At 58.4% G+C, this 26,850-nt stretch carries 30 protein-coding genes and 1 pseudogene; 20 read left to right on the forward strand and 11 right to left on the reverse strand.

Features of this window, described 5'->3' with window-relative positions:
• Nucleotides 1-99 precede the first annotated feature (99 nt).
• Both ACUUL3_RS00245 and ACUUL3_RS00250 read left to right on the forward strand, forming a co-directional pair.
• Nucleotides 100-216 (forward strand): annotated as a pseudogene (locus ACUUL3_RS00245) (transposase); the annotation flags it as partial.
• Nucleotides 217-290: 74 nt separating this feature from the next.
• Nucleotides 291-1,505 carry an IS256 family transposase gene (locus tag ACUUL3_RS00250; RefSeq protein ID WP_448550836.1) on the forward strand — a complete coding sequence of 405 codons (1,215 nt, stop codon included), beginning with the start codon at nt 291-293 and terminating at the stop codon, nt 1,503-1,505.
• Here ACUUL3_RS00250 and ACUUL3_RS00255 read toward each other — a convergent pair.
• Together ACUUL3_RS00255 and istA are read right to left on the reverse strand one after the other, a co-directional pair.
• The gene (locus ACUUL3_RS00255; protein ID WP_448553457.1) at nt 1,463-1,969 is read right to left on the reverse strand and encodes an ATP-binding protein; all 507 of its coding nucleotides are present in this window, start codon (nt 1,967-1,969) and stop codon (nt 1,463-1,465) included. The genes ACUUL3_RS00250 and ACUUL3_RS00255 overlap by 43 nt on opposite strands.
• Entirely contained in the window at nt 1,957-3,204 is a 1,248-nt protein-coding gene (gene istA / locus ACUUL3_RS00260; RefSeq protein WP_448556398.1) for an IS21 family transposase, read from the reverse strand. Before istA ends, ACUUL3_RS00255 begins: the two co-directional genes overlap by 13 nt.
• A 481-nt stretch (nt 3,205-3,685) precedes the next feature.
• On the opposite strand from istA, the gene ACUUL3_RS00265 reads away from it, so the two are divergent.
• From ACUUL3_RS00265 to ACUUL3_RS00315, 11 genes are all read left to right on the forward strand, one after another.
• Nucleotides 3,686-3,940 carry a type II toxin-antitoxin system Phd/YefM family antitoxin gene (locus tag ACUUL3_RS00265; RefSeq protein ID WP_448553460.1) on the forward strand — a complete coding sequence of 85 codons (255 nt, stop codon included), beginning with the start codon at nt 3,686-3,688 and terminating at the stop codon, nt 3,938-3,940.
• Complete coding sequence (locus ACUUL3_RS00270; RefSeq protein ID WP_448553462.1) at nt 3,937-4,356, forward strand: PIN domain-containing protein; 420 nt, start codon at nt 3,937-3,939, stop codon at nt 4,354-4,356. Before ACUUL3_RS00265 ends, ACUUL3_RS00270 begins: the two co-directional genes overlap by 4 nt.
• Nucleotides 4,357-4,831: 475 nt before the next feature.
• Nucleotides 4,832-5,176 (forward strand): YiiD C-terminal domain-containing protein, encoded by a 345-nt coding sequence (locus ACUUL3_RS00275; RefSeq protein ID WP_448553464.1) that lies wholly within the window; start codon nt 4,832-4,834, stop codon nt 5,174-5,176.
• Between the two features lie 90 nt (nt 5,177-5,266).
• Nucleotides 5,267-6,124: a hypothetical protein gene (locus tag ACUUL3_RS00280; protein WP_448553466.1), complete on the forward strand. Its 858-nt coding sequence runs from the start codon at nt 5,267-5,269 to the stop codon at nt 6,122-6,124.
• 29 nt (nt 6,125-6,153) lie between these two features.
• Complete coding sequence (locus ACUUL3_RS00285; protein WP_448553468.1) at nt 6,154-6,705, forward strand: YbhB/YbcL family Raf kinase inhibitor-like protein; 552 nt, start codon at nt 6,154-6,156, stop codon at nt 6,703-6,705.
• Nucleotides 6,706-6,784: 79 nt separating this feature from the next.
• Nucleotides 6,785-7,258, forward strand: coding sequence for a hypothetical protein (locus ACUUL3_RS00290; RefSeq protein WP_448553469.1), 474 nt, complete (start codon nt 6,785-6,787; stop codon nt 7,256-7,258).
• Between the two features lie 107 nt (nt 7,259-7,365).
• A complete protein-coding gene (locus tag ACUUL3_RS00295) occupies nt 7,366-9,774 on the forward strand; it encodes an outer membrane protein assembly factor BamB family protein (protein ID WP_448553471.1) in 2,409 nt (802 codons plus the stop codon).
• A 451-nt stretch (nt 9,775-10,225) separates the two neighbouring features.
• Nucleotides 10,226-10,714, forward strand: a complete 489-nt coding sequence (locus ACUUL3_RS00300; protein ID WP_448553473.1) for a GNAT family N-acetyltransferase — start codon at nt 10,226-10,228, stop codon at nt 10,712-10,714.
• A gap of 101 nt (nt 10,715-10,815) precedes the next feature.
• Nucleotides 10,816-12,051, forward strand: coding sequence for an aminotransferase-like domain-containing protein (locus ACUUL3_RS00305; protein WP_448553475.1), 1,236 nt, complete (start codon nt 10,816-10,818; stop codon nt 12,049-12,051).
• Between the two features lie 133 nt (nt 12,052-12,184).
• Nucleotides 12,185-12,988: a class I SAM-dependent methyltransferase gene (locus ACUUL3_RS00310; protein WP_448553477.1), complete on the forward strand. Its 804-nt coding sequence runs from the start codon at nt 12,185-12,187 to the stop codon at nt 12,986-12,988.
• Between the two features lie 55 nt (nt 12,989-13,043).
• Nucleotides 13,044-13,607: a hypothetical protein gene (locus ACUUL3_RS00315; protein WP_448553479.1), complete on the forward strand. Its 564-nt coding sequence runs from the start codon at nt 13,044-13,046 to the stop codon at nt 13,605-13,607.
• A gap of 158 nt (nt 13,608-13,765) precedes the next feature.
• On the opposite strand, the gene ACUUL3_RS00320 is transcribed toward ACUUL3_RS00315, so the two are convergent.
• A complete protein-coding gene (locus ACUUL3_RS00320; protein ID WP_448553481.1) occupies nt 13,766-14,698 on the reverse strand; it encodes a LysR family transcriptional regulator in 933 nt (310 codons plus the stop codon).
• Between the two features lie 137 nt (nt 14,699-14,835).
• On the opposite strand from ACUUL3_RS00320, the gene ACUUL3_RS00325 reads away from it, so the two are divergent.
• Together ACUUL3_RS00325 and ACUUL3_RS00330 are read left to right on the forward strand one after the other, a co-directional pair.
• Complete coding sequence (locus ACUUL3_RS00325; protein WP_448553483.1) at nt 14,836-15,375, forward strand: carboxymuconolactone decarboxylase family protein; 540 nt, start codon at nt 14,836-14,838, stop codon at nt 15,373-15,375.
• Nucleotides 15,360-15,758: a hypothetical protein gene (locus ACUUL3_RS00330; protein ID WP_448553485.1), complete on the forward strand. Its 399-nt coding sequence runs from the start codon at nt 15,360-15,362 to the stop codon at nt 15,756-15,758. Before ACUUL3_RS00325 ends, ACUUL3_RS00330 begins: the two co-directional genes overlap by 16 nt.
• Before the next feature lie 84 nt (nt 15,759-15,842).
• On the opposite strand, the gene ACUUL3_RS00335 is transcribed toward ACUUL3_RS00330, so the two are convergent.
• From ACUUL3_RS00335 to purF, 5 genes are all read right to left on the reverse strand, one after another.
• Nucleotides 15,843-16,511 carry a methylenetetrahydrofolate reductase C-terminal domain-containing protein gene (locus ACUUL3_RS00335; protein WP_448553486.1) on the reverse strand — a complete coding sequence of 223 codons (669 nt, stop codon included), beginning with the start codon at nt 16,509-16,511 and terminating at the stop codon, nt 15,843-15,845.
• A complete protein-coding gene (locus ACUUL3_RS00340; protein WP_448553488.1) occupies nt 16,508-16,930 on the reverse strand; it encodes a hydrogenase iron-sulfur subunit in 423 nt (140 codons plus the stop codon). The genes ACUUL3_RS00335 and ACUUL3_RS00340 overlap by 4 nt, the downstream gene beginning before the upstream one ends.
• 13 nt (nt 16,931-16,943) lie before the next feature.
• Nucleotides 16,944-17,510 carry a 4Fe-4S dicluster domain-containing protein gene (locus ACUUL3_RS00345; RefSeq protein ID WP_448553490.1) on the reverse strand — a complete coding sequence of 189 codons (567 nt, stop codon included), beginning with the start codon at nt 17,508-17,510 and terminating at the stop codon, nt 16,944-16,946.
• A 281-nt stretch (nt 17,511-17,791) separates the two neighbouring features.
• The gene (locus tag ACUUL3_RS00350) at nt 17,792-18,760 is read right to left on the reverse strand and encodes a KpsF/GutQ family sugar-phosphate isomerase (RefSeq protein WP_448553492.1); all 969 of its coding nucleotides are present in this window, start codon (nt 18,758-18,760) and stop codon (nt 17,792-17,794) included.
• Between the two features lie 44 nt (nt 18,761-18,804).
• Nucleotides 18,805-20,241, reverse strand: coding sequence for an amidophosphoribosyltransferase (purF, locus tag ACUUL3_RS00355; protein ID WP_448553494.1), 1,437 nt, complete (start codon nt 20,239-20,241; stop codon nt 18,805-18,807).
• A 178-nt stretch (nt 20,242-20,419) separates the two neighbouring features.
• Between purF and ACUUL3_RS00360 the strand changes: the two genes are divergently transcribed.
• Entirely contained in the window at nt 20,420-21,001 is a 582-nt protein-coding gene (locus ACUUL3_RS00360) for a hypothetical protein (protein ID WP_448553496.1), read from the forward strand.
• On the opposite strand, the gene ACUUL3_RS00365 is transcribed toward ACUUL3_RS00360, so the two are convergent.
• Complete coding sequence (locus tag ACUUL3_RS00365) at nt 20,974-22,512, reverse strand: methylenetetrahydrofolate reductase C-terminal domain-containing protein (RefSeq protein ID WP_448553497.1); 1,539 nt, start codon at nt 22,510-22,512, stop codon at nt 20,974-20,976. The two genes, ACUUL3_RS00360 and ACUUL3_RS00365, sit on opposite strands and share 28 nt — an antisense overlap.
• Before the next feature lie 123 nt (nt 22,513-22,635).
• Between ACUUL3_RS00365 and ACUUL3_RS00370 the strand changes: the two genes are divergently transcribed.
• A complete protein-coding gene (locus tag ACUUL3_RS00370; RefSeq protein ID WP_448553499.1) occupies nt 22,636-23,895 on the forward strand; it encodes a M48 family metallopeptidase in 1,260 nt (419 codons plus the stop codon).
• Nucleotides 23,892-24,587 carry a class I SAM-dependent methyltransferase gene (locus tag ACUUL3_RS00375; protein ID WP_448553501.1) on the forward strand — a complete coding sequence of 232 codons (696 nt, stop codon included), beginning with the start codon at nt 23,892-23,894 and terminating at the stop codon, nt 24,585-24,587. Before ACUUL3_RS00370 ends, ACUUL3_RS00375 begins: the two co-directional genes overlap by 4 nt.
• On the opposite strand, the gene ACUUL3_RS00380 is transcribed toward ACUUL3_RS00375, so the two are convergent.
• Nucleotides 24,580-24,795, reverse strand: coding sequence for a hypothetical protein (locus tag ACUUL3_RS00380; protein WP_448553502.1), 216 nt, complete (start codon nt 24,793-24,795; stop codon nt 24,580-24,582). The genes ACUUL3_RS00375 and ACUUL3_RS00380 overlap by 8 nt on opposite strands.
• 191 nt (nt 24,796-24,986) lie before the next feature.
• Between ACUUL3_RS00380 and trxA the strand changes: the two genes are divergently transcribed.
• Together trxA and ACUUL3_RS00390 are read left to right on the forward strand one after the other, a co-directional pair.
• Complete coding sequence (trxA, locus tag ACUUL3_RS00385; RefSeq protein ID WP_448553504.1) at nt 24,987-25,316, forward strand: thioredoxin; 330 nt, start codon at nt 24,987-24,989, stop codon at nt 25,314-25,316.
• Nucleotides 25,317-25,420: 104 nt separating this feature from the next.
• Entirely contained in the window at nt 25,421-26,245 is an 825-nt protein-coding gene (locus tag ACUUL3_RS00390) for an outer membrane protein assembly factor BamD (RefSeq protein WP_448553507.1), read from the forward strand.
• A gap of 21 nt (nt 26,246-26,266) precedes the next feature.
• Here the strand turns inward: ACUUL3_RS00390 and ACUUL3_RS00395 are convergent, their stop codons facing one another.
• Nucleotides 26,267-26,848 (reverse strand): epoxyqueuosine reductase QueH, encoded by a 582-nt coding sequence (locus ACUUL3_RS00395; protein ID WP_448553509.1) that lies wholly within the window; start codon nt 26,846-26,848, stop codon nt 26,267-26,269.
• Between the last annotated feature and the right edge of the window lie 2 nt (nt 26,849-26,850).

The raw sequence follows: 26,850 nt of genomic DNA on the forward strand, positions 1-26,850 counted from the left end.
TCATTGTAATTTCGACTTTATTTGTGTGCGTGATCACTGTACAATGACTGCGATATCCCGGAACACAACCGCTTAACTTTAGCACAAGGGTATTGCATCATGGCCCGCTACAAACCTTACTCCTACGCCCAAGGAAAGTTCATCCCCGTCCACTTTGCCAAGCAGATTTTACCCGGCACCTTCGAGTACTCCCTGAACCACCTCATCGACCATGAGCGAGGGTGTAAAAAGGATTGTGTAAATGGCCATTCCGGGGGTAGAAAAGTTCGCCCCCAACCAAGGAGAGAGATATGGCCATTTCCAAAGAATTGCTTGACCAATTGATTGCGGATTACAAAAAGCCGGAAGACCTGATCGGCGAGAACGGCATACTGAAACAACTGACCAAGGCCCTGCTGGAGCGGGCCATGCAGGCCGAGATAACCGATCACCTCGGCTATCCCCGGAACGCTCCGGCTGGGAAAAACAGCGGCAACTCCAGAAACGGCAGCTACAAGAAAAAGCTCAAGGGAGATTTTGGCGAGATTGACGTCGCGGTTCCCCGTGACCGGAACGGCTCCTTCGAGCCGATCATCGTTCCCAAGGGAGAGACCCGCTTCAAGGGGTTTGATGACAAGATCATCTCCATGTATGCCCGTGGGATGACCACCCGTGATATCCAGAGCCATCTGGAGGAGATTTACGGCGTTGAGATTTCACCGACCCTGATCTCCCAAGTGACCGACGCCGTCACGGAAGAGGTCCGGCTCTGGCAGAACCGGCCATTGGAAGATGTTTACCCCATCGTCTATCTGGATGCGGTGCGGATCAGGGTCAAGCACAACGGCCAGATCATCAAGAAGGCCGTCTACCTGGCGATTGCCGTGACGATGACTGGGGTGAAGGAGGTTCTCGGCATGTGGGCCGCCGAGACCGAGGGCGCCAAGTTCTGGTTGGCCATCCTGACCGAGCTGAAAAATCGGGGCGTGAAGGATATCCTGATCGCCTGTGTCGATGGGCTCAAGGGTTTTCCGGAGGCCATCGAAGCGGCGTACCCCGCCGCCCAGGTCCAGTTATGCATCGTGCACCTGGTGCGGCACAGCCTGAATTTCGTTTCCTGGAAACAGCGCAAGGAAATGGCGGACGACCTGAAGGAGATTTACAGCGCCCCGACCGTAGAACAGGCCGAGGCAAACCTGATCAGCTTCGGGGAAAAATGGGATGCTACCCATCCTCGGATAAGTCAGTCCTGGCAGAACAACTGGCAGCGGATCATCCCGTATTTTGCCTATCCTCCGGAGATCCGCAGGGTGATCTATACGACCAACACCATCGAATCGTTGAACATGTCCCTGCGCAAGGTCACTAAGAACCGGGGCTCTTTTCCGAATGACGAGTCGATGTTCAAGCTGCTCTATCTGGCGCTGACGAATATTTCGAAACGATGGACGATGCCGATCAAAAACTGGAAATCGGCGCTGAATCAATTCAGCATCATGTTTGAAGACAGGCTGCCGGAATTTTGATCACAAAAAACATTTACACAAAATTCTTTACACGCCCTGATCAGGGTTTCCATGGTTGTGAAGTAGACCTTGAAACCATGATGGCAGGCCTTGATGGCAAGGGCCGTTGCCAGGTGGGTCTTGCCGACCCCGGGCGGGCCGAGAAAGACGACGTTTTCGTGCTTGGTAATGAAATCAAGCTCGAAAAGCTCCATGACCGCCTTCTTGTCCAGGTTGGGATGGAAGGAGAAGTCGTACTCATCGATGGTCTTGGCGCTGGGGAGGCCGGCGGTTTTCATGGCGGTCTGCACTCGCCGGGTGTCCTTGGCCGCCACCTCCTCTTCCAGCAGGTGATCAAGAAAGGCCAGATACGAGCTCTTGTTCCCCTCGGCATCTTGGACGATGGCGTCAAGCACCTCTGCGGCCCGGCTCAGCTTGAGGCGTTGCAGGTTGTCCTGGAGACGTTCACTGGTCAGTTGTTCCATGCGACACCCCCCTGTGCAAACAGGTCATACTCGGCCAGGGGGCGCTGCTCGACTTGCGGATAGAGGCTGCCGGAGGTGAGTCCCCTGGTGGCCTTGCCCTTGCCTTTGCCATATTTGCGGGTGAGCTGTTGCTGATCGCGGCGGAGTTGGTCGTAGAACAGGCGGTTGCCGACAAACTCGTGCTTTCCGCCTGCCTCCTGGTAGCTGACCAGGAAGTCGTGATCGTGGAAGATGGCGATGACGCCGTGCTTGATCTTGAGCAGCACTCTTTTGCCCACCACCCGGTGAGGGACAAGATAGCGGTTGGTGTTGTAGGAGATCTGACAGTCCTTGTAGACCTTGCGATACACCTTGATGGAGGTGTCGTAGTCGGTGGGCGGCAGTTTCCCGAGCAAGGAGCTTTCCTGCTGCCAGCGATCGCAAACCGGCCGATGATGGGTGCCATGGACTCGACGGTTGGCGGTTTCGTCAAGCCAACGGCGCATGTCCCGATTGAGGGCCTGGAGGGTGGTGAAGGTGTAGCCCCGCCAGAAACGCTCCCGGATATAGTCCATGGGGCGTTCCACCTTGCCCTTTACCCATGGGCTATAGGGAGGGCAGGCCTTGGCTGCGAAGCCGTAGTGATGGGCGAAATGGAGGAATTCCTTGTTGAAATTCGCCTTCCCCTCACTGCGGTCGACCACCACGTTCTTCATGTTGTCGTACAGGATCTCCGCCGGCACCCCGCCAAGGTAACGGAAGGCGTTGATGTGGCAGTCCATGAAGGCTTCCATGGTGCAGCGCTCGACGTACTCCACATACATGGCGCGGGAAAAGCCGAGGAGCATGGAAAAGGCATGGACCGTGGTGGTGGTGCCGTCTGGTTCGACAATCTGATAGTCGCCGAAATCAACCTGGGCCTGCAGGCCAGGCTCGGTCTCGAATCTGATATAGGCCAGACGGGTTTGTTGCTCCTTGAGAGGGCGAACGAAATCCCGCACGGTTTCGTAGCTGCCGACATAGCCCATTTTCCTGAGTCGGTCAAAGATCCAGGTTGCTTGGTAGTCGTCCTGCTCGACATAGTCCTTGATGATCTGGCGGAAGGGGTCAAGAACAGAAGGCCGGCGCTTTTTCGTGTGGTATTGGGGCAATGTGGTTGCCGCGAGATGATTTTTGACAGTCTGCCGGTGAATGCCGAGCTTCTTAGCAATGGCCCGGATACTCAGGCCGTCACGTCGCAATGAGTGAATGTCCATAAAAACCTCCAACGTAATCATGGGAATCACCTCCTTGCGAAGAAGGTAATCTCCCTTGGGTTAGGTTGCAGGTGGTACACTTTTCATTGCCATTTTTGGTACATTTTTACATTGCCAGTGACAACATCCAGTGGAACCTGTTCTGCATTGTCCACAACCTGAAAAAGGTGGCGAGATACGGGCCACTTTTTACGTGATCAGCAGGGAAAAGCTGAAACTGTTTGACAACAAAGCGGATTCTGGCAAAGTAATGGAGCCGGAGGGCAGGAGCAGGCAAGAAAGAAGCTGGAAACAGAACAGATAAACCGGGAAGCCAAATCGGAAGCGGTAAAAAAATCAATCCGCCCTCATTCGGCGAACCATTTGAAGTCGGGTTTTTCTACAGACTCGTTAGCCTTCGCAAAAAACAAATTGACACCAATCAACCCAAGGCATATATTCTAGACAGACTGGACAGAATAATCCCAACAAAGGTGTCGCTATGATAGAAAACCATTGGCAACTGCAGGATGCAAAAAACAAATTCAGCAATTTAGTTGATAAGGCACAACATAATGGTCCGCAGGTCGTAACCAAACACGGCAAAGATGCGGTCGTTGTGCTCTCAATCGACGAATATAAAAAATTAATAAAACCAAAAACCAACTTGGTTAATTTTTTTCAGACCTCTCCCCTCGCAAAAGAGGCTCTAGACCTAACTAGAAGCAAGGAAACACCGAGGGATATCGAGTTATGAATTATTTATTAGACACCTGTGTAATTTCAGAACTCATCAGAAAATCTCCCAGCCCAAAAGTCGTTAAATGGGTATCAAAAGTTGAAGAAACCAACCTATTTATCAGCGTATTAACTATCGGCGAAATCCACAAAGGAATCGAAAGATTACCCAAAAGCAAAAAGAAAGACAAGCTGCACAAATGGGTTAATTGCGACCTTCAAGAACGGTTCAAAAACCGAATAATTAATTTCGATCTTCAAACCGCTACTGTTTGGGGGAAAATCCAAGCACATTCTGAAACATTAGGTAAAGCCCTACCTGCAATTGATGGGCAAATTGCAGCTACAGGAATTTCTTACGGCCTAACAGTTGTAACCAGAAACACGACAGATATGGAAGTTAGCGGTGTTGCCCTGCTAAACCCTTGGGGATAGCATCTAATCTATTGATATTGAAAGAAAAAGGCTAACCTTGCGCTCAAGGGGCGGCGTGGGGTCAAATCTTTATCCTTGACACAAGGCAAGCAGCACATGCATGTCAAGGTTAAAGATGCCCCCACTTCTACGCGCACCCGAGAGCGATCCACGGTTGAACAAGCACAGCGTTTCGTGATGTGCCGAGAAAGTCAAAGGGAGCGCGGCAAAGATGACAAAACCGCATGCGGCGTGGCATTGCATCAAGGGCGGAGAGCATATATTTTGAATAATCTTCTCAGGGTCGAATCCAAGCGTTGCGCATCAACGAGTCAAAATTCATGACAAACATGGATGTTGGAATCATCACGTCGCAAGACACGATACAATATGGGCCAACCGCAATGGATGTAACGTAGATTCCTTTCAATAAATTTATCGAAATTTCTTACTCAAGCGCCGACGAGCAGGTGCTTGTGCTTGCGAGCAGGTGCTTGTGCTTGGCTTTAAAGACAACATGAAAAACCATTTGGACACCTTCCACGCAAGTGCCCAATTTGCCCTGGCCGAGGCCTGCAGCGGCCTGTCGTTGCAAAAGCATTTTCCTCATCTGGCAGATTCCGTCGTGCCTGTCTTAAGAAAATCGGAGATAAAATTCAAAAAACCCGCCCAATCAGACATATACGCCAAGGCAAACATCGACAGGGAGGAAAAAGATAAATTCGCCCAGGTCTTTGAAAAAAAAGGGCGCGCGACCATAGCCGTGCCTGTCGAAATCTTTGATCAAAGCGGCACTTTCACCATGGGTGGCGTTTTTGAATGGTTTGTGCAAAAATTATAAAAATATAGCTCTGGAAAATTTCCTGGGTGGCCGCCTGGCCTTTGGCCAGCCTGCCCTCTCGCTCTGCCCTTCTGCTAAAGGAGCCTTAACATGCTAAAACGCATTTCTTTGTCTGTGATTTTATCGGCATTCCTGACCTTGCTCTGTGCCTCGCAGGTTTTCGCCGGCAGGCACGAGGATTTGGTGAACAAATATATCGAACTCTCCGGGTTCAATGAAATCCTTGCAGCGTTTCCTGAGCAGATCGAGGCGGTAGCAGCACAAAACCAGCTCACCTCGAAACACCCATCGCTGGACAACAAGGTTACGGCAATAATGAAAGAGTCTTTTGACCTCAAGCATGCCGAAAAGAACCTCTCCCTCTTTTTGCTGCAAAACACCGATATCGATTATCTTGAAAAATTGCTCAAATGGATGGAAACGCCCTTGGCGAAAAAAATCAAAAATGAAGAACTCGCTTCTTCCGGGCCGGAATCACAGGCAGAGCTTCTGAGATATATCGCAGAGCTGCAAAGCGACCCTCCCAGCCAGGAGCGGGTTGCCGTCATCCATGAGGTTGAACGGACAACCGGCCTTTCGGAGCTTACGGCAAACATTGTCATCGATATGATGCGGGGGATGTTTGAGTCGTTCAATCTCGCCCTGCCGGAAGAAAACCGTCAGGCCCTGGCGATTATCGAGGAAGAAATCACAAAAAACAAAGCCGTGATTCAAGAATCGCTACGGCAACAGATGATTCTCACCTCATTTTACAGTTACAGGAACATTTCAAACGAAGAACTTGTTCAATATATTAATTTTTACAAAACAGATGTCGGGAAAAGAGAAATCGCCGTCACCGGAAGCGCCCTATCCTATGTTTTGCGGCACTGGTTTGTGGATGTCGGGGAAAAGATTGTTGGCTTGGCCAATGAACAAATAACCGTGAGGAATGGGAAAAAAGAGTAGATATTTTATTAGGCAGAAGGGGGAAAATCATGCTGAAAAAAATTGCCTCGTTTATCGCTGCACTGGGAATGCTTTATGCCACAAACGTTTTTGCCCAAGGTCTCACCTTGAAGAGTGACGATCTTTCCGGCCAGTTGACGGAAGATCAGGTATTTTCCGGCTTTGGTTGCACCGGGAAAAACATCTCCCCTTCTCTCGGTTGGAGCGGTGCTCCGCAAAACACCAGGAGCTTCGCGGTGACGGTCTATGATCCCGATGCCCCCACGGGCAGCGGCTGGTGGCACTGGGTGGTCTTCAACATCCCTGCCCAGGCCAAGGGTCTGCCGGCCGATGCCGGGAACCCCCAGAAAAATCTCGCCCCCAAGGGCAGCGTACAGAGTGTGACCGACTACGGCATGCCCGGCTTTGGCGGCGCCTGCCCGCCGGTGGGCGACAGGCCCCACCGCTATGTTTTCACCGTCTATGCCCTTGATGTGGAGAAGCTGGACCTGGACGAGAAGGCCTCCCCGGCCATGGTCGGATTCAACCTCAACCACCATGCCCTGGCAAAGGCCTCGCTCATTGCCTATTGTGGGAGATAAAAGGGCGAAAACCGGCCTATCTTGTCGGGAAACCTCCGGCGGCAAGCTTTCGGCTGTGCGCATTTAGTAAGGACTAACCATGAAGATCATCAAAAACATCCTCATCACCCTTGGCATTCTCTTTGTCTGCGGCGCTGCCCTGTTTGGTTTTCTGAACTATAAATCGGCGGGGTTCAAGAAGGAGCATGCGCCCTTTGTGACAAGGTTCATGACCGAGTTCAGTAAAAACTGGGAGATCGCCGAGGTCCGGAACATGCTGAGCAATGACTTTGTAAGGCAGCTTGAAACCCCGAATGCCAGGCAGGCCATGCTGTTTTTCAAGCAATTGGGAAAATTGACCGCTATCCGGGACGTCGAGCTGCAGAATTATCGGGCCAATGCCGGCACGGATACCTACCAGCTCGGCGAATTCGTCTTTAAGGCGGATTTTGAAAACGCCTCCGGCCTGGTCACCATGAGCGTGATCGTCAAAAAGGACGGGGAAAGGGTCAACGCCCTTTATGTCAACCCGACCACGGAAATCAACAACACTCCGGCAAAAACGCTTATCTGAAACGAGCCATGAGCATAATAACCGCTACCTTTAAGAAAAATGGCCGCGGGACATCATACATTGCGTCTGGGCTTTTTCGCCGGACGCGTTTGGCACAAGGAAGGGATATGAGGGCATATAAAATGATGGTGCGTGCGGCTCTGGCGGTGGCAGCCATGGCCGTCATGACTCAGGGCTGTGTGACCACGACGCCTGCCCCGATCGATCAACTGAGCGCCGTCTCGCAGGCCGCAACGCAGCTGGCACCCGGCCAGGTAAAGCCGCAATGGCAGACTACACTCCCCGGCGATGCGCTGGACATCCTGCGTTATCTCGATGAGGACCACGTGTTGGTCGGCAGCCTGGTATCCCCGGAGGTCAATGCCCTCCCGCGGCATGGCGCATTGAGTCTGGTCAATGCGCGCACCGGAACTGTGCTCTGGAGTGCCGAACGTCCGGAGTTATCGACAGGACATTACCAGGTGGTTGTGATCCAGCCGGTCATCGTGCTGCAAGGCATCGAGGGCAATACCAATACTTTGCTCGCGCTTGACCCTGCTTCCGGTCACGTTCTGTGGAACCAGAAATACGAAGGTGCCACCGCGGCTGTCGCTGCAAACCAGGGAGATGGCCTGTTCGTCGCTTCGTGGCAGGAGTCAGGTGGGTTACGGATTGCGCACCTCGGGCTCCACACAGGTACAGGTTGGAGCATGGCTCTGAAGCAGGGGGACGCACCGGAGAGCGGTATACCACTGCTGTTACAGGACACGCACCGTTTGTACAGCGTCGGGGCCAGCGTCGCTTCGCTTGATGTCAAACAGGGTCGCCTGTTGTGGCAGGCAACACCGGGTAACGGTCACGGTCCGGTAAGTGCGCAGTTACTCGAGTCAGGATTGCTTTGGGCCGATGCCGGGCATATGGCTTTGCTCGATCCTGCGAGCGGCAAGCCGCGCTGGCGTGTGAAGACCGCGTCGCACACCGCGTCGCTTGTGGCAGACGCCAAACACGTCTACCGCCTGGGACAGAATGCGATGGGCCAACATGCGGTGGAGGCCTATGCCCTGTCCAATGGAACCAGGCTTTGGTCGCGCGACATGGCTCTGGGTCTGGCCAGTGGTCTCGCACCGGCAGGCGACCGCTTGTGGTTCAGCGATACCGAGACACTGCGCGCTCTCGATATGGCGAGCGGCAAGGAGGTCGTCCATGCCAGGCTCTCACGCCAGTTTGCCGAAAATGGTCCCTATGAGTTTACGCGGGGCGGCCAGCTCGACATCCTCGTGGTCGGTGACGAGCGTGTCGAGTTGGTTCGCGAACTCGCCGGCGTTGCGGCCTTTTCGCGAAACACTGGACAGGTTCTCTGGGAGCAGGCGTTGCTGCCCGGTTCAAATACGTACGCCGTGAGCACCAAGAGCAATCTCATCCAGACCGTCCCGGTGCCGCGCGCTTTCGAGGGAGCGACTGCCCGGCTGAAGGCCCTGGGCGCAGCAGTCGAACGGGAGAGGGTTAAAAACCCTGGCACAATGTATAGCGGCTCGGTATCGCGCTACGACAGCGGTCTGGATCATCGTATCGCACAGATCAATATCGCCAGTTCACGAACACTGTTGCAAAGCTATGTTTCACACACCCAGAGCATGGGGGTGACGACGATGGACATCATTCGTGAACGTGCCAGGCAGGGACAGGAGATGCAGCGACTCGGGATGGAATTCGGAGGTGCGCTGGGCGAGGTCATCTTGGCCATACGTTACGCACGCGCCAAGGTCATGTCCGAGCAGGCACAAGGCGAGGCCGAGGCCAAACTCATGGCGTGGAGCGCAGGCAAGATGCAGCGTTACACGATGGAGAGCCTCGCCGCCTTCAACTATCACCAGGATGCACTGCAGGGGCAGTATATGGTGCGCCCCTATGCGTTTCCGGTCACACCCGCACTGGTCGACGGTACGGGCCTGACCCTGGTCGACATGGCTACCGGCAAACGCAGCGAGCTGGTCCATGGACTCATGCCGTTCGCCCAGGGCTTTCACGGCTTCAATATGCCCGCCTATGCCGTAAGTCCTTCGGGGCAGCAGGTTCTCGCCAGTGGCATCGGCCTGGAGCCATCACGCTACGAATCCTACACCCAGTGGTACACCTTGTTGCCCCGTCAGTCGCTGATGGCCTATTCGACGGACACGCTCGTCTTTGCCGGTGAGGCGCCGGCGGAGATACGCAAGCGGGTGCAAACACTTGCGGCGACAGGTGATGAAGACCTTGCCCACCATGCGATGGGAGGTCGCATCGGCGGGGTACGGCGCATGCTCGCCGCCGGGGCCAAGCCCGATGCAACGAAGATGGCTAATACACCCTTGGCAGCAGCAGCCTACGTTGCCGATGTTGCGATCGTGGATCTGCTTCTGGCGCATGGCGCTGACCCGAATCGTGCTGGCCAGACAGGCTGGACACCTCTGGAGGCCGCACGTCAGGGCGAGATGTTGCGTAACGGGGCGTATGATGAAGTACGGCGATTGCTTGTTGCCGCAGGCGCGAAACGGTAGTTTGTGGATTCCGCATGGATTCCGGGGATACAATACTTAATTCCTGTAAATTCTGTAAATCCTGCGGTTATCTGTCTTGGAGATGGGGGCAAATTTTTATCCTTGACAGACTCGTGCCGTATTCAAAGTGTCAAGAATAAGGATTTGATCCCTTCCCGCACCTTCACAACATCCGATGGAACCTGTTCCGCATCGTCCACAACCTGCAACAAGATGGCGCGGGGCGGGCCACCCGTTGCGGGCGCAGCGAAAAAAAAGCTGAAACCATTTGACAACAAAGCCGGTTCCGGCAAAGTAATGGAACTGGAAGGCATGCGCAGACGAAAAAGAGGCTGGCAACAGAACAGATAACCGGGAAGCCGGAGCGGGAGCGGCGAAAGAGCCATCCGCCCGCGTTGGCGAACCATTTGAGATCGAGTTTTTACAGACCCGTTGGTCGCCGAAAGCATCCATGCCCATAATTCGCGAATTTCAGTCGCGCGATTCCGCGCAAGTCAATGCGCTGGCTCTCCGTGCCTTTGAGCAGTTCAAAGATGCATATCACGACTGGCCGGGGTTTCGGGCAAAGATCGGGAACATGTCCGCGCTTGCCGATGTCGGGGAGGTGATTGTGGCGGAGGTCGAAGGCCGGATTGTCGGCGCCGTCGCGTATGTTGGCCCTGGGGCGCCTAAAGCGGAGTTCTTCCGGCCGGAGTGGCCAATCATGCGAATGCTTGTCGTTGCCCCGGAGTCACGCGGCCGTGGCATCGGTGGGGCGTTGGCTCAAGAGTGTCTCCGCCGTGCCAGGCGGGACGGGGCATCTGTGTTTGCTCTCCACACGAGTGAACTCATGCAGGTCGCCTTGCCTATGTACCAACGCATGGGATTTAAGTGGGTGTCCAGCGCGCCCGCAGTTCACGGGGTTGAATATGGCGTCTATGTCAAAGAACTCGACGGCTGATTCTGGGCGACCAGGGAGTCAGATCTGGGGGCTGGGGGGCGAATTTTCATCCTTGACATCATCTTTTGATATCCTGGCATGGCACGTATCGTGGAGAATACATGACACCCTCTGACCGCATATTTTCGGACCGCATCACAGACGTTCCCCGCTCCTTCATCCGTGAGATTCTCAAGGTTGCCCTGGACCCCGGCGTGATCTCCTTTGCCGGAGGTCTGCCCAACCGGGAACTGTTCCCCGTCGAGGCACTCAAGGAGGCCACCTGCAAGGTCTTCGAAAATCAGGGCCGGGATGTCCTGCAATATGCCGGCACGGAAGGCCTTGGCGAACTCAGGGAGTATATTTCGACCCGCTACCGGGAGAAGGCAGGTCTGGATATCCCCGTGCACAGCATATTGATGACGAATGGATCGCAGCAGGGTCTGGATCTCCTCGGGAAGACCCTGGTAAACGAAGGGGACGCGGTCGTGATCGAGGAGCCCGGCTATTTGGGAGCCATCCAGGCCTTGTCGCTGTACAGACCAGATTTTCTCCCCGTTCCTGTCTCGAGCGAGGGAATGGACACGGACAAACTCGCGGCCGTCCTGGCCGCCAACCGGCCAAAACTGATGTACACCGTCCCGAACTTCCAGAATCCGTCGGGCATCTCGTATTCCGATGACAACAGGCGGGAGGTGGCCAAAGCGCTCCAGGGAACCGGCACCTTTCTTGTCGAAGACGACCCCTACGGTGACCTCAGGTTCTCCGGAGCCAGCCCTGTCTCCTTCAAGAAACTTCTTCCGGAGAACACCGTCCTGCTGGGGTCCTTCTCAAAGAGTCTGGTGCCCGGTTTACGGTTGGGATGGATCGCCGCCCCTCCGGTGTTGATGCAGAAGTTGATCACCGCCAAGCAGGCGACGGATCTGCATACCAGCCACTTTACCCAAGCCATTGTCCATCGGTACCTTTGTGACAACGACGCGGACGAACATATCCGTAGGATTCGGAACATCTACGGCCAACAGTGCCGGGCGATGCTTGCGAGCATACGCCGGCACTTTCCCGCGGAGGTCACCTGCACGGAGCCGGAAGGGGGGATGTTCCTGTGGGCCGAATTGCCCCGGGCCATGACGGCCATGGAATTGTTCGACCTGGCGGTCGAAGACAAAGTCGTCTTCGTGCCGGGCGGTCCCTTTTATGTTCGCGGGGACAGGCATGGTACCTTTCGGCTCAACTTTTCCTGCACCGATGCGGATACGATCGATGTCGGGATTGGAAGACTTGGCAAGGCCATCCGGAAACTCATGGAAAGGGCGGCGGAACCAGGCCTGCCAGGCGACGCCCGGCAAGGCGCCTGAAAGTATCCGGAGCCGGACGGACCGGTCCTCCGGGAAGCCGGATCGGAAGCGGCGCAAGAACCAGCCGCCCGCATTGGCGAACCACCTGAAACCGGGTTTTTCTCCAGACACGCAGGGCAGGGAGTACGCAACCATGACAAAAGCATACGTGCACGGGTACGATCCGCGGGAAAACGTCCGCCTGCTGGACCAGGCCACGACCTTGGGCGACCTGTTGCATCACGACACGGCATATCCGGCCGGAAGCCGCATCCTGGAAGCTGGTTGCGGAGTCGGCGCCCAAACGGTGACGCTGGCGGCGAACAGCCCCGGCGCGTCGATCGTATCCGTTGACATCTCGGCGGATTCGGTCTCTCGGGCCGAAGAGAAGGTCCGGGCGGCGGCGCTTGCCAATGTCCGCTTCCAGCAGGGGGACATCTTCCATTTGCCCTTTCCCGCGCAATCGTTTGATCATGTCTTTGTCTGCTTTGTTCTGGAGCATCTGGAAGAGCCGCTCGCCGCCTTGCTGAAGTTGAAAACATATCTTCGGCCGGGCGGAACAATCACGGTGATTGAAGGCGACCATGGTTCCGTCTGCTTTCATCCTGACAGCGACGCAGCGCATGCCGCGATTCACTGCCAGGTCGCATTGCAGTCTCGCGCGGGTCGGAATGCCCTGATCGGCCGCTCCCTGTATCCGTTGCTGGTTGCCGCGGGCTATGGGGAAGTCCGGGTATCCCCCCGGCTGGTGTATGTCGATTCCAGCAAACCGGAACTGGTGGATGGATTCACGAAGAAGACATTCACGGCGATGATCGAGGGGGTTCGGCAATCGGCCCTCGAGGAGGGACTCATCGATCCCCTTACATTCGACAAGGGGATCAGGGATCTCCATCGAACGGCCGGGCCGGACGGCACATTTTGCTACACCTTCTTCAAGGCCATTGGCAAAGCATGAGCCCCGAACAGACCGGATACCTTGAGGGGGGAAGGTCATGGAGCCCGGGGCGGCAATGCTGAAACGCCTGTTTTTCGTCGTCGTTCTCTTGAGCCCGGCCGCGGCATGGTTTCTGTATAAACCCGTGCGGGTTTTGGCGCCGCGGTTGGTGGCGGGTGTCACCTGCGGCACGGAAAACATCTGCACCGATGACCCCGCCCGCTTGGAGGAAGCAGAGCGTTTGTACAATGACGCCCTGCAATTTGTCGTCTCGTCGGTGGCCCCGATCGAGAAAAACCCGCGGGTGGTCTTTTGCGCCAGCGAAGCCTGTTTCCACGCCTTTGGTTTCACCAGGTCATCCGCGAATACCGTGGGAGTGTTCGGCATGGTCGTCGGTCCACGGGCCTGGAATCAAACCTATCTGCGTCACGAAATGATCCACCACCTCCAGGCCGAGCGCATGGGGGTGTATGGGCAGTGGCGCAGTCCTGAATGGTTTAAGGAAGGTATGGCATATTCACTCAGTAACGATCCAAGAAAGAATCTGGCTGAGCCGTTTCAGCACTACCGCGCCAGATTCGAGGAGTGGTATCGGGGGGTTGGCAAAGAACGGCTCTGGGAAGAAGACAAAAAACGATGAAGACGCATGACAACCCATGCCGACCCGCGGAAGCGGCCCGCCGGAAGTCTCTCTCCTGATCGGGGGCCTTTCAAGGGGTGACCCCGCTCTCCGACCTGCGGCGGCGAACCATGGGGAATCGGGTTGGCGCAGATTCCGCTCTCCCATCCCGGGACCTCTCATCGACGCTCCTCTGCAAGGGCGCACCCGTCCGGGGAGCATATCTCCATCTTCCTGACCATATCGATGAATTCTCCCTGAAAGAGCGGCAGGTTGCCGTTTTTCAAAAACACCGCGTTCCAGGTCAGCGGAAGGCCCTGCTCGGAGATGGGCCGGGTGGTGAGGGAGTTTGTGGTGGCGAGCATGGACCTGACCGCCCATCTGGGAAAGATGCCGACCCCCAATCCGGCGGCCACCAGTTCCAGAATGGCCTGGGGCTGGACCACGGTCATGAAACGGCGGGGCTCGATCTCCCGCGGCCGTAACACGAAGTGGTAGAACCTGCTCTCCTCTTTTTCGGCATGGGAGATCAGGTTCAATTCCCGAAAATCCTCAAGGCGGACATGCGGTTGGCTGCTCAAGGGGTGATTGGCCGTCATGATGCAGACCAGTTCGTCGCGGAAGAGCGGAACATGGGTAAAGTTGTCTTCCCCGAAAGAGAGTCCGGTGATGACAAGGTCATATTTTTTCCGGAGCAGTTCGGCGGCCGGATCAGAGGAGGTGCCGATTTCAAACTCGACGTTGGGAAACCGCCTTTGGAAACTCTCCATGAGCCGGGGCAGCCATTTGAAACAGAAGACGCACTGGGTTCCCACCCTGAGCTGGCCTCGTTCGCCCTTGGCCTGCCGGTTTATTTCCCGCTCCGCCTCGTCGAGCAGATCAACGACATTGTCCGCGGTCCGCAGGAGCTTTTCGCCGGTGGGGGTGAGGACCATTTTTTTCCTGGTTCGGAAAAACAGGTTCACTGCCAGCTTGTTTTCAATATCCTTCAGCTGCTGACTCAAGGCGGACTGGGAAAGAGCGAGTTTTTCCGCGGCCCTGGTCATGTTGCCGGTTTCGGCAACGGCGCGAAGCATGCGCAGATGTTTGATTTCGAGAAAGCCCATTCCCATAAGCAGTCCTGATCGTGGTGATTAAAACAATTAATTTTCCTTATAGTGCATGGTGCGCTACCTTGCAAGCACGGAGTTGCCGCCGGTTGCGCAATGCCGCGCAACCGGTTCTTTTTCCCCAAACAAAGGAGACTGTCATGGCTCACATCAGCACCGTGCCCAGGGATCAGGCCGAAGGGATCATTCGCGAAGGCTACGAAATGTTTCTGCAGCGCGTCGGCGCCATTCCCAAGCCCTTGGAGATGTTAAGCGTAAGCCCGCGCCTCTTCGAGCTGCAGCTGCGGCGGATCCAGTACCTTGCCCAGCATCCGCGCCTCAGCTTTTCCCTGCTGGCCCATATCCGCTATCTGGTGGCCCACCACCTTGCCTATCCTTTCTGTACGGATTTCAATGAACAGATCCTCCGTAAACAGGGGGTTGAGGAGGCCGATTTCCGGAGGATGGAGCAGGACCCGTCGCAGTCGTTGCTGGAAGAGAATGAAAGCGCCATGCTGGTTTTTGTGGTCAAGTCCGTGACAAAACCCTCCTCGGTGACCGCGGCGGATATCGAAGGACTCAGGGCGCTGGGCTGGCAGGACCGGGATATGGTGGATGCCCTGGCCCAGGGGGTAAGCATGATCGATCATGCCATCATGATGCAGGTCTTTGGGATGGATCAGGAATGTCTGCGCGGCTGAACCCTGGGGGCCATGAGCCCCCCGCCCCGATTCCCGAGGAGTTCCGGAGCGTCCTGGAGGTTGAGGCGGAGGAGCCGCTTGGCGACTATGACAGACGGCAGGCCGAGGGCAGGGATTTTTGGGAAGGGGATGAAGAGGGGTTGAAAAAGGCGGCGCAGGTCAGGGCCTTCTTCGCCCTGGAGGCCCTTTTCGGCAGAGGCCCGCTGGCGGAGAAGGTCTTTGTCAGGCGTTTCTTCGGGCGTCGGCTGCGGCCGGAGCTGACCAACAGCCGTTATGTGTGCTTCACCCGCCTCAATAAGGAAAGGCCTGGCCAGCGGCAGCGGATCCGGGTCAGCATCGATCTGCCTCTCTTTTACGCGGAACAGGCGGCTGGGAAGCAGTAGGGAAAACCCGTTCCCGGCTGCGCCAATAAAAAAGGCGATCCGCCCGCGCGGATCGCCTTCCGGTGTTTGGCAAATCGCCGGGGCTCAGACGGTTAGATCGTTGCGCACCGTCTTGCGCGGGCCGCCGTGGCCGGCGGTGCTCCAGTCGCGGATCGGCGCGATGGCGGCAAGCCCTTCCTTGTTGTCGATGCGCACCATTTTGTCGTGGATGGATTGCCAGATGCAGGGCACGTCCTTGTGGATCTCGCAGCGTCCGCCCACCGAGCCGCCGCACGGCCCGTTCATCAGGCTTTTCGCGCAGCGGGCCACCGGGCAGAGTCCGCCGGTGAGGTGGAGGATGCAGTTGCCGCAGCCCGCGCACTGCTCGCTCCAGACGCCCTGTTCGGCAGAGCCGCCGAAGGAGGTGGTGTTGACGCCGGGGTAGACCTTGGCCATGGGCCGCAGATTGGCGATGAAGTTGACGCCCACCCCGCAGGCCATGGAAACGATGGCGTCGTACTTGCCGTCCCACTGGTCGATGGAATCCACATACTCCCGGTCGCACTGGCGGACCAGGGTCGCCTCGATGGTTTCCACGCTCTGGCCGGCCTTCTGCTTGCCCAGGCGAATCAGGGAGGCGAGGATTTCCACCTCGCGTTCGCCGCCGGCGGAACAGACCGTCACGCAGCCGCGGCAGCCCAAAACCAGGATGCGCTTGGCATCCTGCACCATGTTCATGATTTCGTTGAGAGGTTTTCTTTCGGCAATAATCATTTCGCGTCTCCCTTGAAGGGGCTGGGGCCCAATTCGAGAATCCGTTCGTGCATCCGTTGGGCTACCTTGACAAATTCGGGGTGGAAGCCGCGCTCCAGGTGGTACATCTCGATGCGCTCGGGTTCGACTCCCAGTTCGGCCAGGGCCGATTTGATGGCGGTCACCCGTTTCGCGGCCCGCTGGCTGCCCATGAGGTTGTGGCATTTGTCCACCGGGCAGCCGGCGACATAGACGCCGTCCGCCCCGTCTTCAAAGGCCTTGAGCAGGGTGCTCACCTCCAGCTTGCCGGTGCAGGCCAGGCGGTGGATGGTGACGTTGGCGGGAAAGCCGTCCGCCTTCATTCTTTCCGGCCCTTCGGCCAGGGTCTGCTGTGAGGTGTAGTGACAACAGAATGCTTGGATATCAGGGGTAAAGGACATGGGGTTCTCCATCCTACTGGGCTGTGCCGGAGGCCGCGATAAGTCGCTCGTCCTCGGACTCGTTTAAGCGGATAGCCTGGGCCGGACACTCGGAAGGGCAGATGCCGCAGCCGCGGCATTCCTGGGGGGCGATGGCCGCTTTGCCCTGGTCGTCGATCTTCGGAATCCGCCAGGGGCAGACCCGCACGCAGGTGAGGCAGGAAACGCAGAGGTCGCGCTCCACCCAGGCTGCCTTGCCCTTGTTCAGCAGATCCTGTTCGGTGATGTAGCCGGCTTTCATGGCCAGCTGACGCAGGGCCACCATGATTTCGGCAAAACGGACATCCTGGGGGCAGACGAAAACGCAGCTCCGGCAGCGGGAGCAGAACCAGAGCAGCTCCGAGTTGAGAAGTTTGTCCTTGAGTCCCATGCGGATCATGTGGATGATCTTCCGCGGGTCGAACTCGGGGATCGCCTGGCTCACCGGGCAGATGCCGCTGCAGGCGCCGCAGGAAAAGCAGCGGTTCAGGAATTCGCCGCCCGGGATGCCGGTAACTTCGGCGCTGAAGGCCGAATTGATATCTTTGCTCGAAATTGCCATAAAAAGCCTCTTTTCAGGTATGGAATCCGGCCGGAGTCGGGGCCGGGGTTTCCGTTCTCCGTCAAGCGTTCACTTCGCCGCCCGCCTGCCCGGCCGTTTCCATCTTGACTTGGGAACGGAATAACTCAAAACGGCATTTTTGCCCTGCTGTTCAGGGGATTGCGCGTATTCAGCCAGGAAAGCGTTGGCTACTTTAGCATAAAATGTATCACCGCCCAATAGGTATATCTACCGGTTGCTGCGGTTTTTCGGGGGTGCCGGCGTCCGGCGCCATCCCGCCCCTAGACCAGAAAACGGAATTCGCCCTTGCCGAGCAGATCCTGAAGATGCAGGGCGCCGGCCAGATTGCCGTCCTGGTCCGTGACGGGCAGAAAGGTAATCTCGTGCCGCTGCATGATGCTCAAGGCGTCGGCGGCGAGCAGGTCCGAGGTGATGGTCTTGGGGCCGGCCGTGGCGACCTGGGCCAGGCTCAGGCCGGTCAGGCTGCCCTGCTGGCTGATCAGGCGGCGGATATCGCCGTCGGTGAGGATGCCGGCGATCTGTTGGCCGCGCATGACGAGCACGGCGCCGAGATTCTTGGCATTCAACTCGCTGATGGCTTCCTGGAGGCTGCTTGCCGCGTCGACCTGGGGGATTTGCCTGCCGGTGAGCATGACCTCGGCCACGTTGATCTTGAGCCTTTCGCCCAGGCTGCCGCCGGGATGGTTGCGGCGGAAATCGCTTTCCTTGAATTGCTTGAGGTTCAGGAGCACCACGGCCAGGGCGTCGCCCATGGCCAGGGCGGCGGTGGTGCTGGCGGTGGGGGCGAGCCCCAGGGGGCAGGCCTCGCGGGGCACCGCCACCTTGAGGACGGCATCGGCGGTCTTGGCCAGTCTGGAGGCGGGGTTGCCGGTCATGGCGATCAGGCGGGCGCCGCGTTTTTTCAGGTTGGGAAGAAGGAGGTTCAATTCCGCGGTCTCGCCGCTGTAGGAGATGGCGAGAATCACGTCCCGGGGGTCGACCATGCCCAGATCGCCGTGCATGGCCTCCACCGGATGGAGAAAAAGGGCCGGGGTGCCGGTGCTGTTCAGGGTGGCGGCGATCTTCTGGCCGATGATCCCGGATTTGCCGATGCCGGTAATGACGACCCGGGCGGGACATTCCATGATCATGGTCACCGCCTTTTCAAAGTCGGCGTCGATCTGCTCAAGCAGGGCGTTGATTCCCTCTGCTTCGATTTTCAGTACCTCTTTGGCCTGTGCAATGCTCATTGTCTGTTCACCATGGCGAGGGGAAGCCCCCCCCCTTGCAACCATTACTTGTGGGAGACGCTCTGGCAGGCTTTGGTGCCCAGGGCCAGCTTGCTGAAATCCTTGTCCGGCGCAACCGGGTAATCGCCGTCAAAGCATGCCTTGCAATAGGACTCCGGGGCGCCGCCGCACGCCTCCACCAGTCCTTCGAGGCTCAGGTAGTAGAGGGAGTCGAGTCCCAGGTAGTCGCGGATCTCCTCCACGGTTTTCTGGTTGGCGATCAGCTCGCCGCCGCTGGGGAAGTCGATGCCGTAATAGCAGGGGTTGCGGGTGGGGGGGCAGGAGATCAGCATGTGGATCTCCTTGACCCCGGCTTCCCGCAGGGATTTCACCCTGCTGCGACCGGTGGTGCCCCGGATGATGGAGTCGTCCAGGATGATGACCCGCTTGTCCTTGAGGAAGGAGCGGATGGGGTTCAGCTTGACCCGCACGGAAAAATCGCGCATGGACTGGGTGGGTTGGATAAAGGTCCTGCCCACGTAATGGTTGCGGATGACCCCCATTTCCAGGGGGATTCCCGAGGCCTGGGAATAGCCGATGGCCGCATAGTTGCCCGAGTCGGGGAAGGGCATGACGAAGTCGGCGTCGATCTTGCATTCGCGGGCCAGGATCTCGCCCATGCGTTTGCGGCTTAAGTAGACGTTCTTGCCGAAGATGTCGCTGTCCGGCCGGGCGAAATAAACCTGCTCGAAGATGCAGAAGCTGCGGCGGGGGGCGGCGTCGAGGAAGAGGGAACGCTCGCCGTACTTGTCGATGAGCAGAATCTCGCCCGGTTCGATGTCCCGCAGGTACTGGGCTTCCACCAGATCGAGGGCGCAGGTTTCCGAGGCGACGATAAAGCCGCCGTTGTTGAGCTTGCCCAGACAGAGCGGCCTGAAGCCGGCCGGGTCGCGGACGGCGATCAGCTTGTCTTCGGTCATGAGCAGGATGGAATAGGCGCCTTTAATGCTCTCGAAGGTGTCGAGCAGCGCCTTGTCCAGCCCAAGATGGCAGCAGCGCGCCAGCAGGTGGATCACCACCTCGCTGTCCATGGTGGACTGGAAGATGGAACCCTTTTTCTCCAATTCGTTGCGCAGGCTGCGGATGTTGACCAGATTGCCGTTGTGGGCCACGGCCAGGGTGCAGCCCTGGTGGGTGGCGGTGAAGGGCTGGGCGTTGATGATGTTGGAGGCGCCGGTGGTGGAGTAACGGACATGGCCCACGGTGAGATGGCCCTTGAGCCCCTGCAGGATCGCCTCGCTGAAGACTTCCGGCACCACGCCCATCCCCTTGTGCTGAGAGATCTGGGTGCCGTCGCTGGCCACGATGCCGGCGGATTCCTGGCCGCGGTGCTGCAGGGCATAGAGGCCGAAGTAGGTGAGCTTGGCCGCGTCCTCATGGCCGAAGATTCCACAAATGCCGCATTCGTCCTTGGGTCGTGCTGCGGTGTCAAGATACCTCATGGCGTTTTGTCCTCGTTCTTCTCTGGCGATGGGTCTGGTTTGCGGAGGATCTCTGTCCGGGCCAGTATTCCGCTTGGAAAAAAGATGAAAATATACCCCCTTTTTCAGGGATGGGAAATATTTTTTTCTGGACCGTCCGGGGAGGGATTCCGAAGAGTACAGTGAGGGGAAACGCGTCATGCCGAAACCCGGAAGGGTGAAGGAGGATTCCATGAATCCGGTGATGAACGATGTGAGAAAGGGCTGCGGCAGGGGTGAGGCGGTTCGTTTTGGCCTGGGCGCCGATTTTGCCGATCTTTTTGCCGCCAGGGGCTGGAATCTCTACGCGGCGGGCGGAACGATCAGTTCCTACGAAGAGCTGCGGGAGTTGATCGGCCAGGGCAGGGCCTGGCCGGCGCGGGAGAATCAGCGCTACCTTCTCCTGCCGCGGACCAGGAATCCCGGCAATGCCGAAGAGGTCTGCGCGGCCATCAGCGCCGGCCCGGCCCGTTATCCGCTCTTCCTCGACGAATGCGTGGAGCAGGTCGCCGGCAGGCCCGCGCTGCTCCGCCGGGGGGCCTACATCATCGAAAGCGTACTCCTGACCCGGCAGGAGGTATTCATCTTCATCGACGCCGACGCCATGCTGCTCCTCGACGTGCCGATTCCCCGCGAGATAGTCGGGATGGAGAACCCCTGCCTGGCCTTTGACGTCTTCGACATGTACGACCGGATCGGGCAGGTTTCCAGGGCCTATGCCTGCTCCCGCTTGGCGGCGTGATCCCGGCCCTGGTAGAAGTTGAGCCAGGAAGAGGTGTTGTGCAGCGCCCAGTTGCGGGGGGGGACAAAGCCTTTTTTCATGGATTTCTCCATGCCCCGCGACTTGAGCCGTTCGTAGACGCGCACGTAGAGGCAGCGTTTTTTGCCGGGATATACCTCGCACCAGCCGTCGCGGCTGCCGCCGCACGGCCCGTTCAACAGGTATTTGGCGCAGCCGTTCTGCGGACAGACAAAGGCCAGCTCGCCCAGGGTGCAGTCGCCGCAGTTCTGGCAGCCGAAGAGCAGGAACTTGATGACGTGCTCCATCTGGCCCAGGGGGCCGGCCAGCCGCCCTTCTTCAAGGGCCAGGCAGATTGCCTTGCCCAGTCCGTGCAGGGGGGCCTCCGGCTCAAAAGCCAGGTTGTGGATGAGGCTGGCCAGGCGGTAATTGAGAAGAAGCCCGGCGCCTTCCCGGGAAAGCGCCGTCTCCCTGTCGCTGTTGAGGCCGGTGGCGGCGTCCTTTTCGTAAAGGTAGAAGCCGTCCGGATGCCAGTAGTCAAGCTCCGCCACCAGTTCCCGCCAGCGGTGGGCAAGCGCGTCGGCGGTGTGCAGGAGAAAATCGATATCTTCATAGGTGAGGCCGGGGCCGCCGAGGTGGGCGCCGGCATAGCCCAACCCTTTCAGGATGGCCAGCAGCTTGGCGGCGCGGAGCAGGCGGGCTTTTTTGCCCTTGTCCGGTGCGGCCGCCTCCTTGCGGATTTCCGCGTAGAGGCGGTCGGTGATGACGCAGCCCGGGATCCTGCCCTTGTGCATCAGTTCGGTGACCCCGAGATTGGGCACAAAGACGTTGCCCAGGATCGGCAGATCCAGACCGTTGTGTCGGACATGGCAGAGCACCTCGTGGAATTTCCTGGCATCCCAGCCCACCTGGGTGATGACGTAGTCCGCGCCCCGGGCCGCCTTGCGGTGCAGCTTGGCGTACTGCATCATCAGTTCCGCCTCGCTGCGCTTGAAGGGGGAGAGGGCGACCCCCATGAGAAAGGAGGTGGGGCTGATGGAGCCGCTCTTGTGGTTTCCGCCGAAATCGCCCCGGTTCATCCTGGCGATCAGGTCCAGCACATGCACCGAGCCGAGATCGAAGACCGGCTTGGGGCAACCCTGATAGCCTTCCTGGGGGTAGTCGCCGGTGATCACCAGCAGATCCCGGATTCCCAGGCGATCCCAGGCGAAAAGCAGGCTTTCCATCTGGTTGCGGTTCTTGTCCTTGCTGGAAAAATGGACAATCACCTCAAGGCCCATCTTCTTGATCTCCATCCCCAGAACCTCCGGGGAGAGCGCCGCCTGGCCGCCGGCGTTTTCGGTGATGCTCACCGCCTTGATCCGTTTGTCGCTGGCCAGCCGCGCCGCCAGCTCCAGGGTGCGGTTATGCTCCTTGCTGTTGCCGCCCCGGCTCGGCACCAGCTCGAAGGTGAGGGTGAATTCCTCCGGGTTCAGGAGGGAACGCTTGAAGGAGGAGGTGGTTGTGTGCGGCATAAGGATCAGCTGTCCGGAAGAGGTTCTCGGGGATTTCGGTTGTCGCGGGGCATCACTTTGCCCTTGCCGAAAAGGCGCGACTCAGGGTAACCATAGCAATTCTCTCCCAAAAAGGAAACAGGCATGGCGCCCCCACTCTTGCTCGTTGTCGCTTTCTATCTCTGCCTGCGGTTCTTTTCCCTGGCCCTGGCCCTCCTCAACCTGCGCCATCTGGCGCGGCACGGCGGGACCGTTCCCCCGGGTTTCGGCGGAGCCGTCGATGGGGAGCGGCTTTTGAAGATGCAGGAGTACACCCTGGCGAAAACCAGGCTGGGGCTGGCGGAATCCCTGTTCGGCACGGCGGTGACCCTGATTTTCGTCTTCGCCGGCGTGCTGGACGGCTATGGCGGCTGGATAAGCGGTCTCGGCCTCTCCGCGGTCTGGTCCGGGGTTCTCTTCTTTCTCCTCCTCGGCCAGGTCCACACCCTTCTGCATCTGCCTTTCGGCTATTACAGCATCTTCCATCTGGAAAACCGGTATGGATTCAATACCCGGAGCCTTGCGCTCTGGCTCGTTGATCTCGGCAAGGAACTCCTCCTGGCTGCCGTTCTCAACGGCCTGGCGCTCGGGGTGCTCTTCTGGCTGATCCGGGAATTTCCGCACGCCTGGTGGCTTTTGACCTGGGGCTTCTTCCTGTGCTTTTCCGTCTTTCTGATGTATCTCGCTCCCTGCGTGATCGAGCCTCTTTTTAACAGGTTCAGCCCCATGGCCGATCAGGAGCTGGAGGAGCGGATCAGGGAGATGTTTGGCCGGGCGGGTCTGGCCGTGTCCCGGGTTTTCACCATGGATGCCTCGCGGCGGAGCACCCACGGCAATGCCTATTTCAGCGGCATCGGCCACGTGAAGCGGATCGTGCTCTTCGATACCCTGTTGGCCGGGAACTCCGGCGAGGAGATTCTCGCCATCCTCGCCCACGAAGCGGGTCACTGGAAAAAAAAGCATATCCTGAAGCGACTGCTGGCCATGGAGATTCTCTCCTTCGCGGGCTGCTATCTCCTCTATCTCCTGGTGCAGGGCGATTTTCTCGCCGCCCTTTTCGGCCTCGAACAGCCGACCCTCCCCGTCAAGCTGTTCCTGGCCGGTTTTCTGGGTTCCCTTGTCGCCTTTCCCTTGCAGCCGCTGGCCAATGCCTGGTCGCGCCGGCATGAGCGCGAGGCGGACGATTTTGCCGCGGCCCTCACCGGCCAGCCGGCCGTCCTGGCCCGGGCACTCGTCAAGCTGGCCAGCGACAACCTGGCCAATCTGCATCCCCACCCGTTTTACGCGGCCATCTATTACAGCCACCCTCCCCTGGTGGCGCGGGTGCAGCGGCTTCTGGCCAGGGCGGAGGGCCTCCGGGCATGAGGGAAGCGGAACCGTTCTGGCGCAAGGCGGCGCAGGTTTTTCACGAGCAGGCCGGAGAATATGACGGCTGGTTCGAGGAAAGCCTTCTTTTCGGCATCGAGCTTGCCGCCCTGAAGGAGGTTGTCACTCCCCTGCGTGGGCCAAAGCTTGAGATCGGGGTGGGACCGGGCCGTTTCGCCGCCGCTCTGGGGGCCGATTTCGGCCTTGATCCGGCCTGGGCACCTCTCGGCCTGGCGAAGAAAAGGGGGGTGCGGGTCTGTCAGGGGCTGGGCGAGGCCCTGCCCTTTGGGGAGCGGAGCCTGGGGACGCTCTTCCTGCTCTTCACCCTCTGCTTTCTGGAGGACCCGCGTCGGGTGCTCGCCGAATGCCGGAGGGTGCTCAAGCCCGGCGGTCATCTGGTCGTCGGCATGATCGTGGCCGACAGTCCCTGGGGGAAATTGCTGGCCAGGAAAAAACAGGCGGGCCATCCCTTTTACCGGCACGCGCGTTTTCATGCCCCGCAGGCGGTGGAGGCGTGGCTGGGCGAATTTGGCATGGTCGTGGTGGAACGGCGGTCAAGCCTCAGGCAGGCCCCGGAGGCGTTGCGGATCCTGGAGCATTCCCTGACGGACTCTTCCGGCGATCCGGGCTTTGCCGTGCTGGTGGCCGAGGTGGCCGAGCCGGTGGCTGGGAGAGGATCCCCCCTCACTTGAGCCAGTTTTTCCGTTCGCGTAAGAATTCCGCGGCAACCACGGCGGCGCTGCCGACGATGACGCCGGCGGCGAGCAGGGCGGCCAGCCAATGGGAGCCTTTTTTTCCGCGGGGCGGGGCGAGCCTGGGCAGTTCCCGCTTGCAGTAACGGCAGACCCTGGCCAGGGGGTGGATTTTTTCCCGGCAGAACGGGCAGTCTTGTCTATGCATACCGGACAGCATATCGCCTCGCCGCGGGTCTTGTCAAGATTGACCGGCACCCATCCGTCGCCAGGGGCGGTTCTCCCTTGCGCCCTTACGGCCGGCAGGAAAATTTTCCTTGTCAGCAAGGGGATCCCTTTGTAAGATGGACCTGCTATCCTTTGAATATAAATATCCCCATGAAATAAAAGGAGAAAATTATGGCGAGTGATAAGGTTGTCCAGGTTTCTGACGGAGATTTCGAGGCCAAGGCCCTGCAGTCCGCGGTGCCCTTTCTCTTGGATTTCTGGGCCCCCTGGTGCGGCCCCTGCAAGGCCATTGGGCCGGTCATCGACGAGCTTGCCGCCGAGTATGACGGCAAGGTAAAGGTCGGCAAGATGAATGTCGACGACAATCCGGTAACCCCAGGCAAGTACGGGATTCGCGCCATCCCCACCCTGATCGTCTTCAAGGGCGGCGAGGTGGCGGATCAGGTCACCGGCGCCGTGGGCAAGCAGCAGCTCAAGGCCATGCTCGACAAGGTGCTGTAAAGGCGACGGTTTTTTTATTACAGGCGTTGAAGCGAAGGCCCGGCTCTGCCAGTCGGGCCTTCGCTTGTCTTTTTTCCGATGCAACCAGGCTGGATGGACGGTTCATGATTTTTTCAAAAGAAAGCGGTCGGGTTTTGCAGGTCTGTCTCTTGAGTCTTTGCCTGGGGGTGAGCTGTGTCGCCCTGAGCGGCTGTGCAACCCTCGATACGATGCTCGACTGGGTGGGCTTCGGCTCCGGTTCCGGGGATACCCAGAGTCCTGAGGCCCTGGTCATGGACGCCATGACCGATTTCAACCGGGGCAAGTACAGCGCCGCCCTGAAGACCTTTGAGGAAATCAAGGACCGCTTCCCTTTCAGCGACGTGGCCCTCCTTGCCGAACTGAAATCGGCGGACGCCAATTATTACATGGAGAAGTACGGGGAGGCCAAGACCCTCTACGAGGAGTTTGAGGCCAACCATCCCACCAATGAAGCGGTTCCCTACGTGCTTTTCCAGATCGGCATGTGCTATTACCAGCAGATCGGCACCCATGACCGCGATCCCGGTAGCGCCATGAACGCGGTGCAGGCCTTTGAACGCTTGAACCGTTCCTTTCCGCAGTCTCCTTATCTGGTCGAGGCTTCGGCCCGCATCAAGGCGGCCCGTGATTTTCTCGCCCAGCACGAGTTTTATGTCGCCACCTTCTATGTCCGCACCGATGAGGATGCCCAGGCCGAGGGGCGGCTCGAGTATCTGCTCGCCACCTACCCCGAATCCAGCGTGGTGCCCCAGGCCAATGAGCTTCTGGCCCAGCTGCGGTCGGAAGAGGGGGTTGAGAAGTCCTGGCGTCGCTATGTACCCACCATCTCCCTGCCGGACTGGCAGTCCTTCAAGTCCGCCTTCGGCATCCTGCCCGGCGGCAGCGGCCAGCCCGCGCCCAGCGAATAGCGGGGAGAGGATTTTCCGCCATCATGGCCCGGGATCCCCGCTTTTTGTCCGGGTCTTGCCTTTGTTCTTCCTGAATTTCCTGTCGTAGCGTTCCTGTTCGCTGTAAATGCAGCCGCAATAGGGCTGCCGGTAGAGATCCATCTCGATGGCCAGGTCGATGCCCCGTTGCCAGCCTTGCCGGAAATCCTGATAGAAAAAGGGGATTGCCAGCCGCGCCCCCAGTTCCTCGCCCAGCAACCGGATCTTTTCGTGGTTCTGGTAACGGCTGTAGAGGAGGGTGGAGCTGAAGGCGTCCGCCTTGAGTTCCAGCGCCTTTCTGGCGGTGGCCTCCAGACGCATTGCGTAGCAGAGGCCGCAGCGTTCCTCTTCGTGGAACACCACCCGGCGCAGGTACTCGCGCAGGCCGTACTCCCGTTCGTACTCCACCGGGAAATCCATTCTAGCCGCAAACCCTTCCAGGGTGTCGAGCCGTTGTCTGAATTCCCGGAAGGGGTGGATGTTGGGGTTGAAAAAATAGCCCCGGGCGGCATGGCCCTGTTCCCGCAGGGCGAGAAGGGGATAGGTGGCGCAGGGGCCGCAGCAGAGGTGGAGGAGGATCTTCATCG

This window comes from Thiovibrio sp. JS02 (assembly GCF_053485635.1).

Coding starts and splice junctions, on each gene's coding strand:
- ACUUL3_RS00305 (WP_448553475.1), top strand. CDS start 10,816: ATGACACCCTCTGACCGCATATTTTCGGACCGCATCACAGACGTTCCC.
- ACUUL3_RS00370 (WP_448553499.1), top strand. CDS start 22,636: ATGGCGCCCCCACTCTTGCTCGTTGTCGCTTTCTATCTCTGCCTGCGG.
- ACUUL3_RS00280 (WP_448553466.1), top strand. CDS start 5,267: ATGCTAAAACGCATTTCTTTGTCTGTGATTTTATCGGCATTCCTGACC.
- ACUUL3_RS00375 (WP_448553501.1), top strand. CDS start 23,892: ATGAGGGAAGCGGAACCGTTCTGGCGCAAGGCGGCGCAGGTTTTTCAC.
- ACUUL3_RS00300 (WP_448553473.1), top strand. CDS start 10,226: ATGCCCATAATTCGCGAATTTCAGTCGCGCGATTCCGCGCAAGTCAAT.
- ACUUL3_RS00350 (WP_448553492.1), bottom strand. CDS start 18,760: ATGAGCATTGCACAGGCCAAAGAGGTACTGAAAATCGAAGCAGAGGGA.
- istA (WP_448556398.1), bottom strand. CDS start 3,204: ATGGACATTCACTCATTGCGACGTGACGGCCTGAGTATCCGGGCCATT.
- ACUUL3_RS00365 (WP_448553497.1), bottom strand. CDS start 22,512: ATGCCGCACACAACCACCTCCTCCTTCAAGCGTTCCCTCCTGAACCCG.
- ACUUL3_RS00380 (WP_448553502.1), bottom strand. CDS start 24,795: ATGCATAGACAAGACTGCCCGTTCTGCCGGGAAAAAATCCACCCCCTG.
- ACUUL3_RS00330 (WP_448553485.1), top strand. CDS start 15,360: ATGTCTGCGCGGCTGAACCCTGGGGGCCATGAGCCCCCCGCCCCGATT.
- ACUUL3_RS00335 (WP_448553486.1), bottom strand. CDS start 16,511: ATGATTATTGCCGAAAGAAAACCTCTCAACGAAATCATGAACATGGTG.
- purF (WP_448553494.1), bottom strand. CDS start 20,241: ATGAGGTATCTTGACACCGCAGCACGACCCAAGGACGAATGCGGCATT.
- ACUUL3_RS00295 (WP_448553471.1), top strand. CDS start 7,366: ATGAGGGCATATAAAATGATGGTGCGTGCGGCTCTGGCGGTGGCAGCC.
- ACUUL3_RS00285 (WP_448553468.1), top strand. CDS start 6,154: ATGCTGAAAAAAATTGCCTCGTTTATCGCTGCACTGGGAATGCTTTAT.
- ACUUL3_RS00265 (WP_448553460.1), top strand. CDS start 3,686: ATGATAGAAAACCATTGGCAACTGCAGGATGCAAAAAACAAATTCAGC.
- ACUUL3_RS00310 (WP_448553477.1), top strand. CDS start 12,185: ATGACAAAAGCATACGTGCACGGGTACGATCCGCGGGAAAACGTCCGC.
- trxA (WP_448553504.1), top strand. CDS start 24,987: ATGGCGAGTGATAAGGTTGTCCAGGTTTCTGACGGAGATTTCGAGGCC.
- ACUUL3_RS00325 (WP_448553483.1), top strand. CDS start 14,836: ATGGCTCACATCAGCACCGTGCCCAGGGATCAGGCCGAAGGGATCATT.
- ACUUL3_RS00290 (WP_448553469.1), top strand. CDS start 6,785: ATGAAGATCATCAAAAACATCCTCATCACCCTTGGCATTCTCTTTGTC.
- ACUUL3_RS00320 (WP_448553481.1), bottom strand. CDS start 14,698: ATGGGAATGGGCTTTCTCGAAATCAAACATCTGCGCATGCTTCGCGCC.
- ACUUL3_RS00395 (WP_448553509.1), bottom strand. CDS start 26,848: ATGAAGATCCTCCTCCACCTCTGCTGCGGCCCCTGCGCCACCTATCCC.
- ACUUL3_RS00360 (WP_448553496.1), top strand. CDS start 20,420: ATGCCGAAACCCGGAAGGGTGAAGGAGGATTCCATGAATCCGGTGATG.
- ACUUL3_RS00340 (WP_448553488.1), bottom strand. CDS start 16,930: ATGTCCTTTACCCCTGATATCCAAGCATTCTGTTGTCACTACACCTCA.
- ACUUL3_RS00315 (WP_448553479.1), top strand. CDS start 13,044: ATGCTGAAACGCCTGTTTTTCGTCGTCGTTCTCTTGAGCCCGGCCGCG.
- ACUUL3_RS00250 (WP_448550836.1), top strand. CDS start 291: ATGGCCATTTCCAAAGAATTGCTTGACCAATTGATTGCGGATTACAAA.
- ACUUL3_RS00255 (WP_448553457.1), bottom strand. CDS start 1,969: ATGGAACAACTGACCAGTGAACGTCTCCAGGACAACCTGCAACGCCTC.
- ACUUL3_RS00345 (WP_448553490.1), bottom strand. CDS start 17,510: ATGGCAATTTCGAGCAAAGATATCAATTCGGCCTTCAGCGCCGAAGTT.
- ACUUL3_RS00270 (WP_448553462.1), top strand. CDS start 3,937: ATGAATTATTTATTAGACACCTGTGTAATTTCAGAACTCATCAGAAAA.
- ACUUL3_RS00390 (WP_448553507.1), top strand. CDS start 25,421: ATGATTTTTTCAAAAGAAAGCGGTCGGGTTTTGCAGGTCTGTCTCTTG.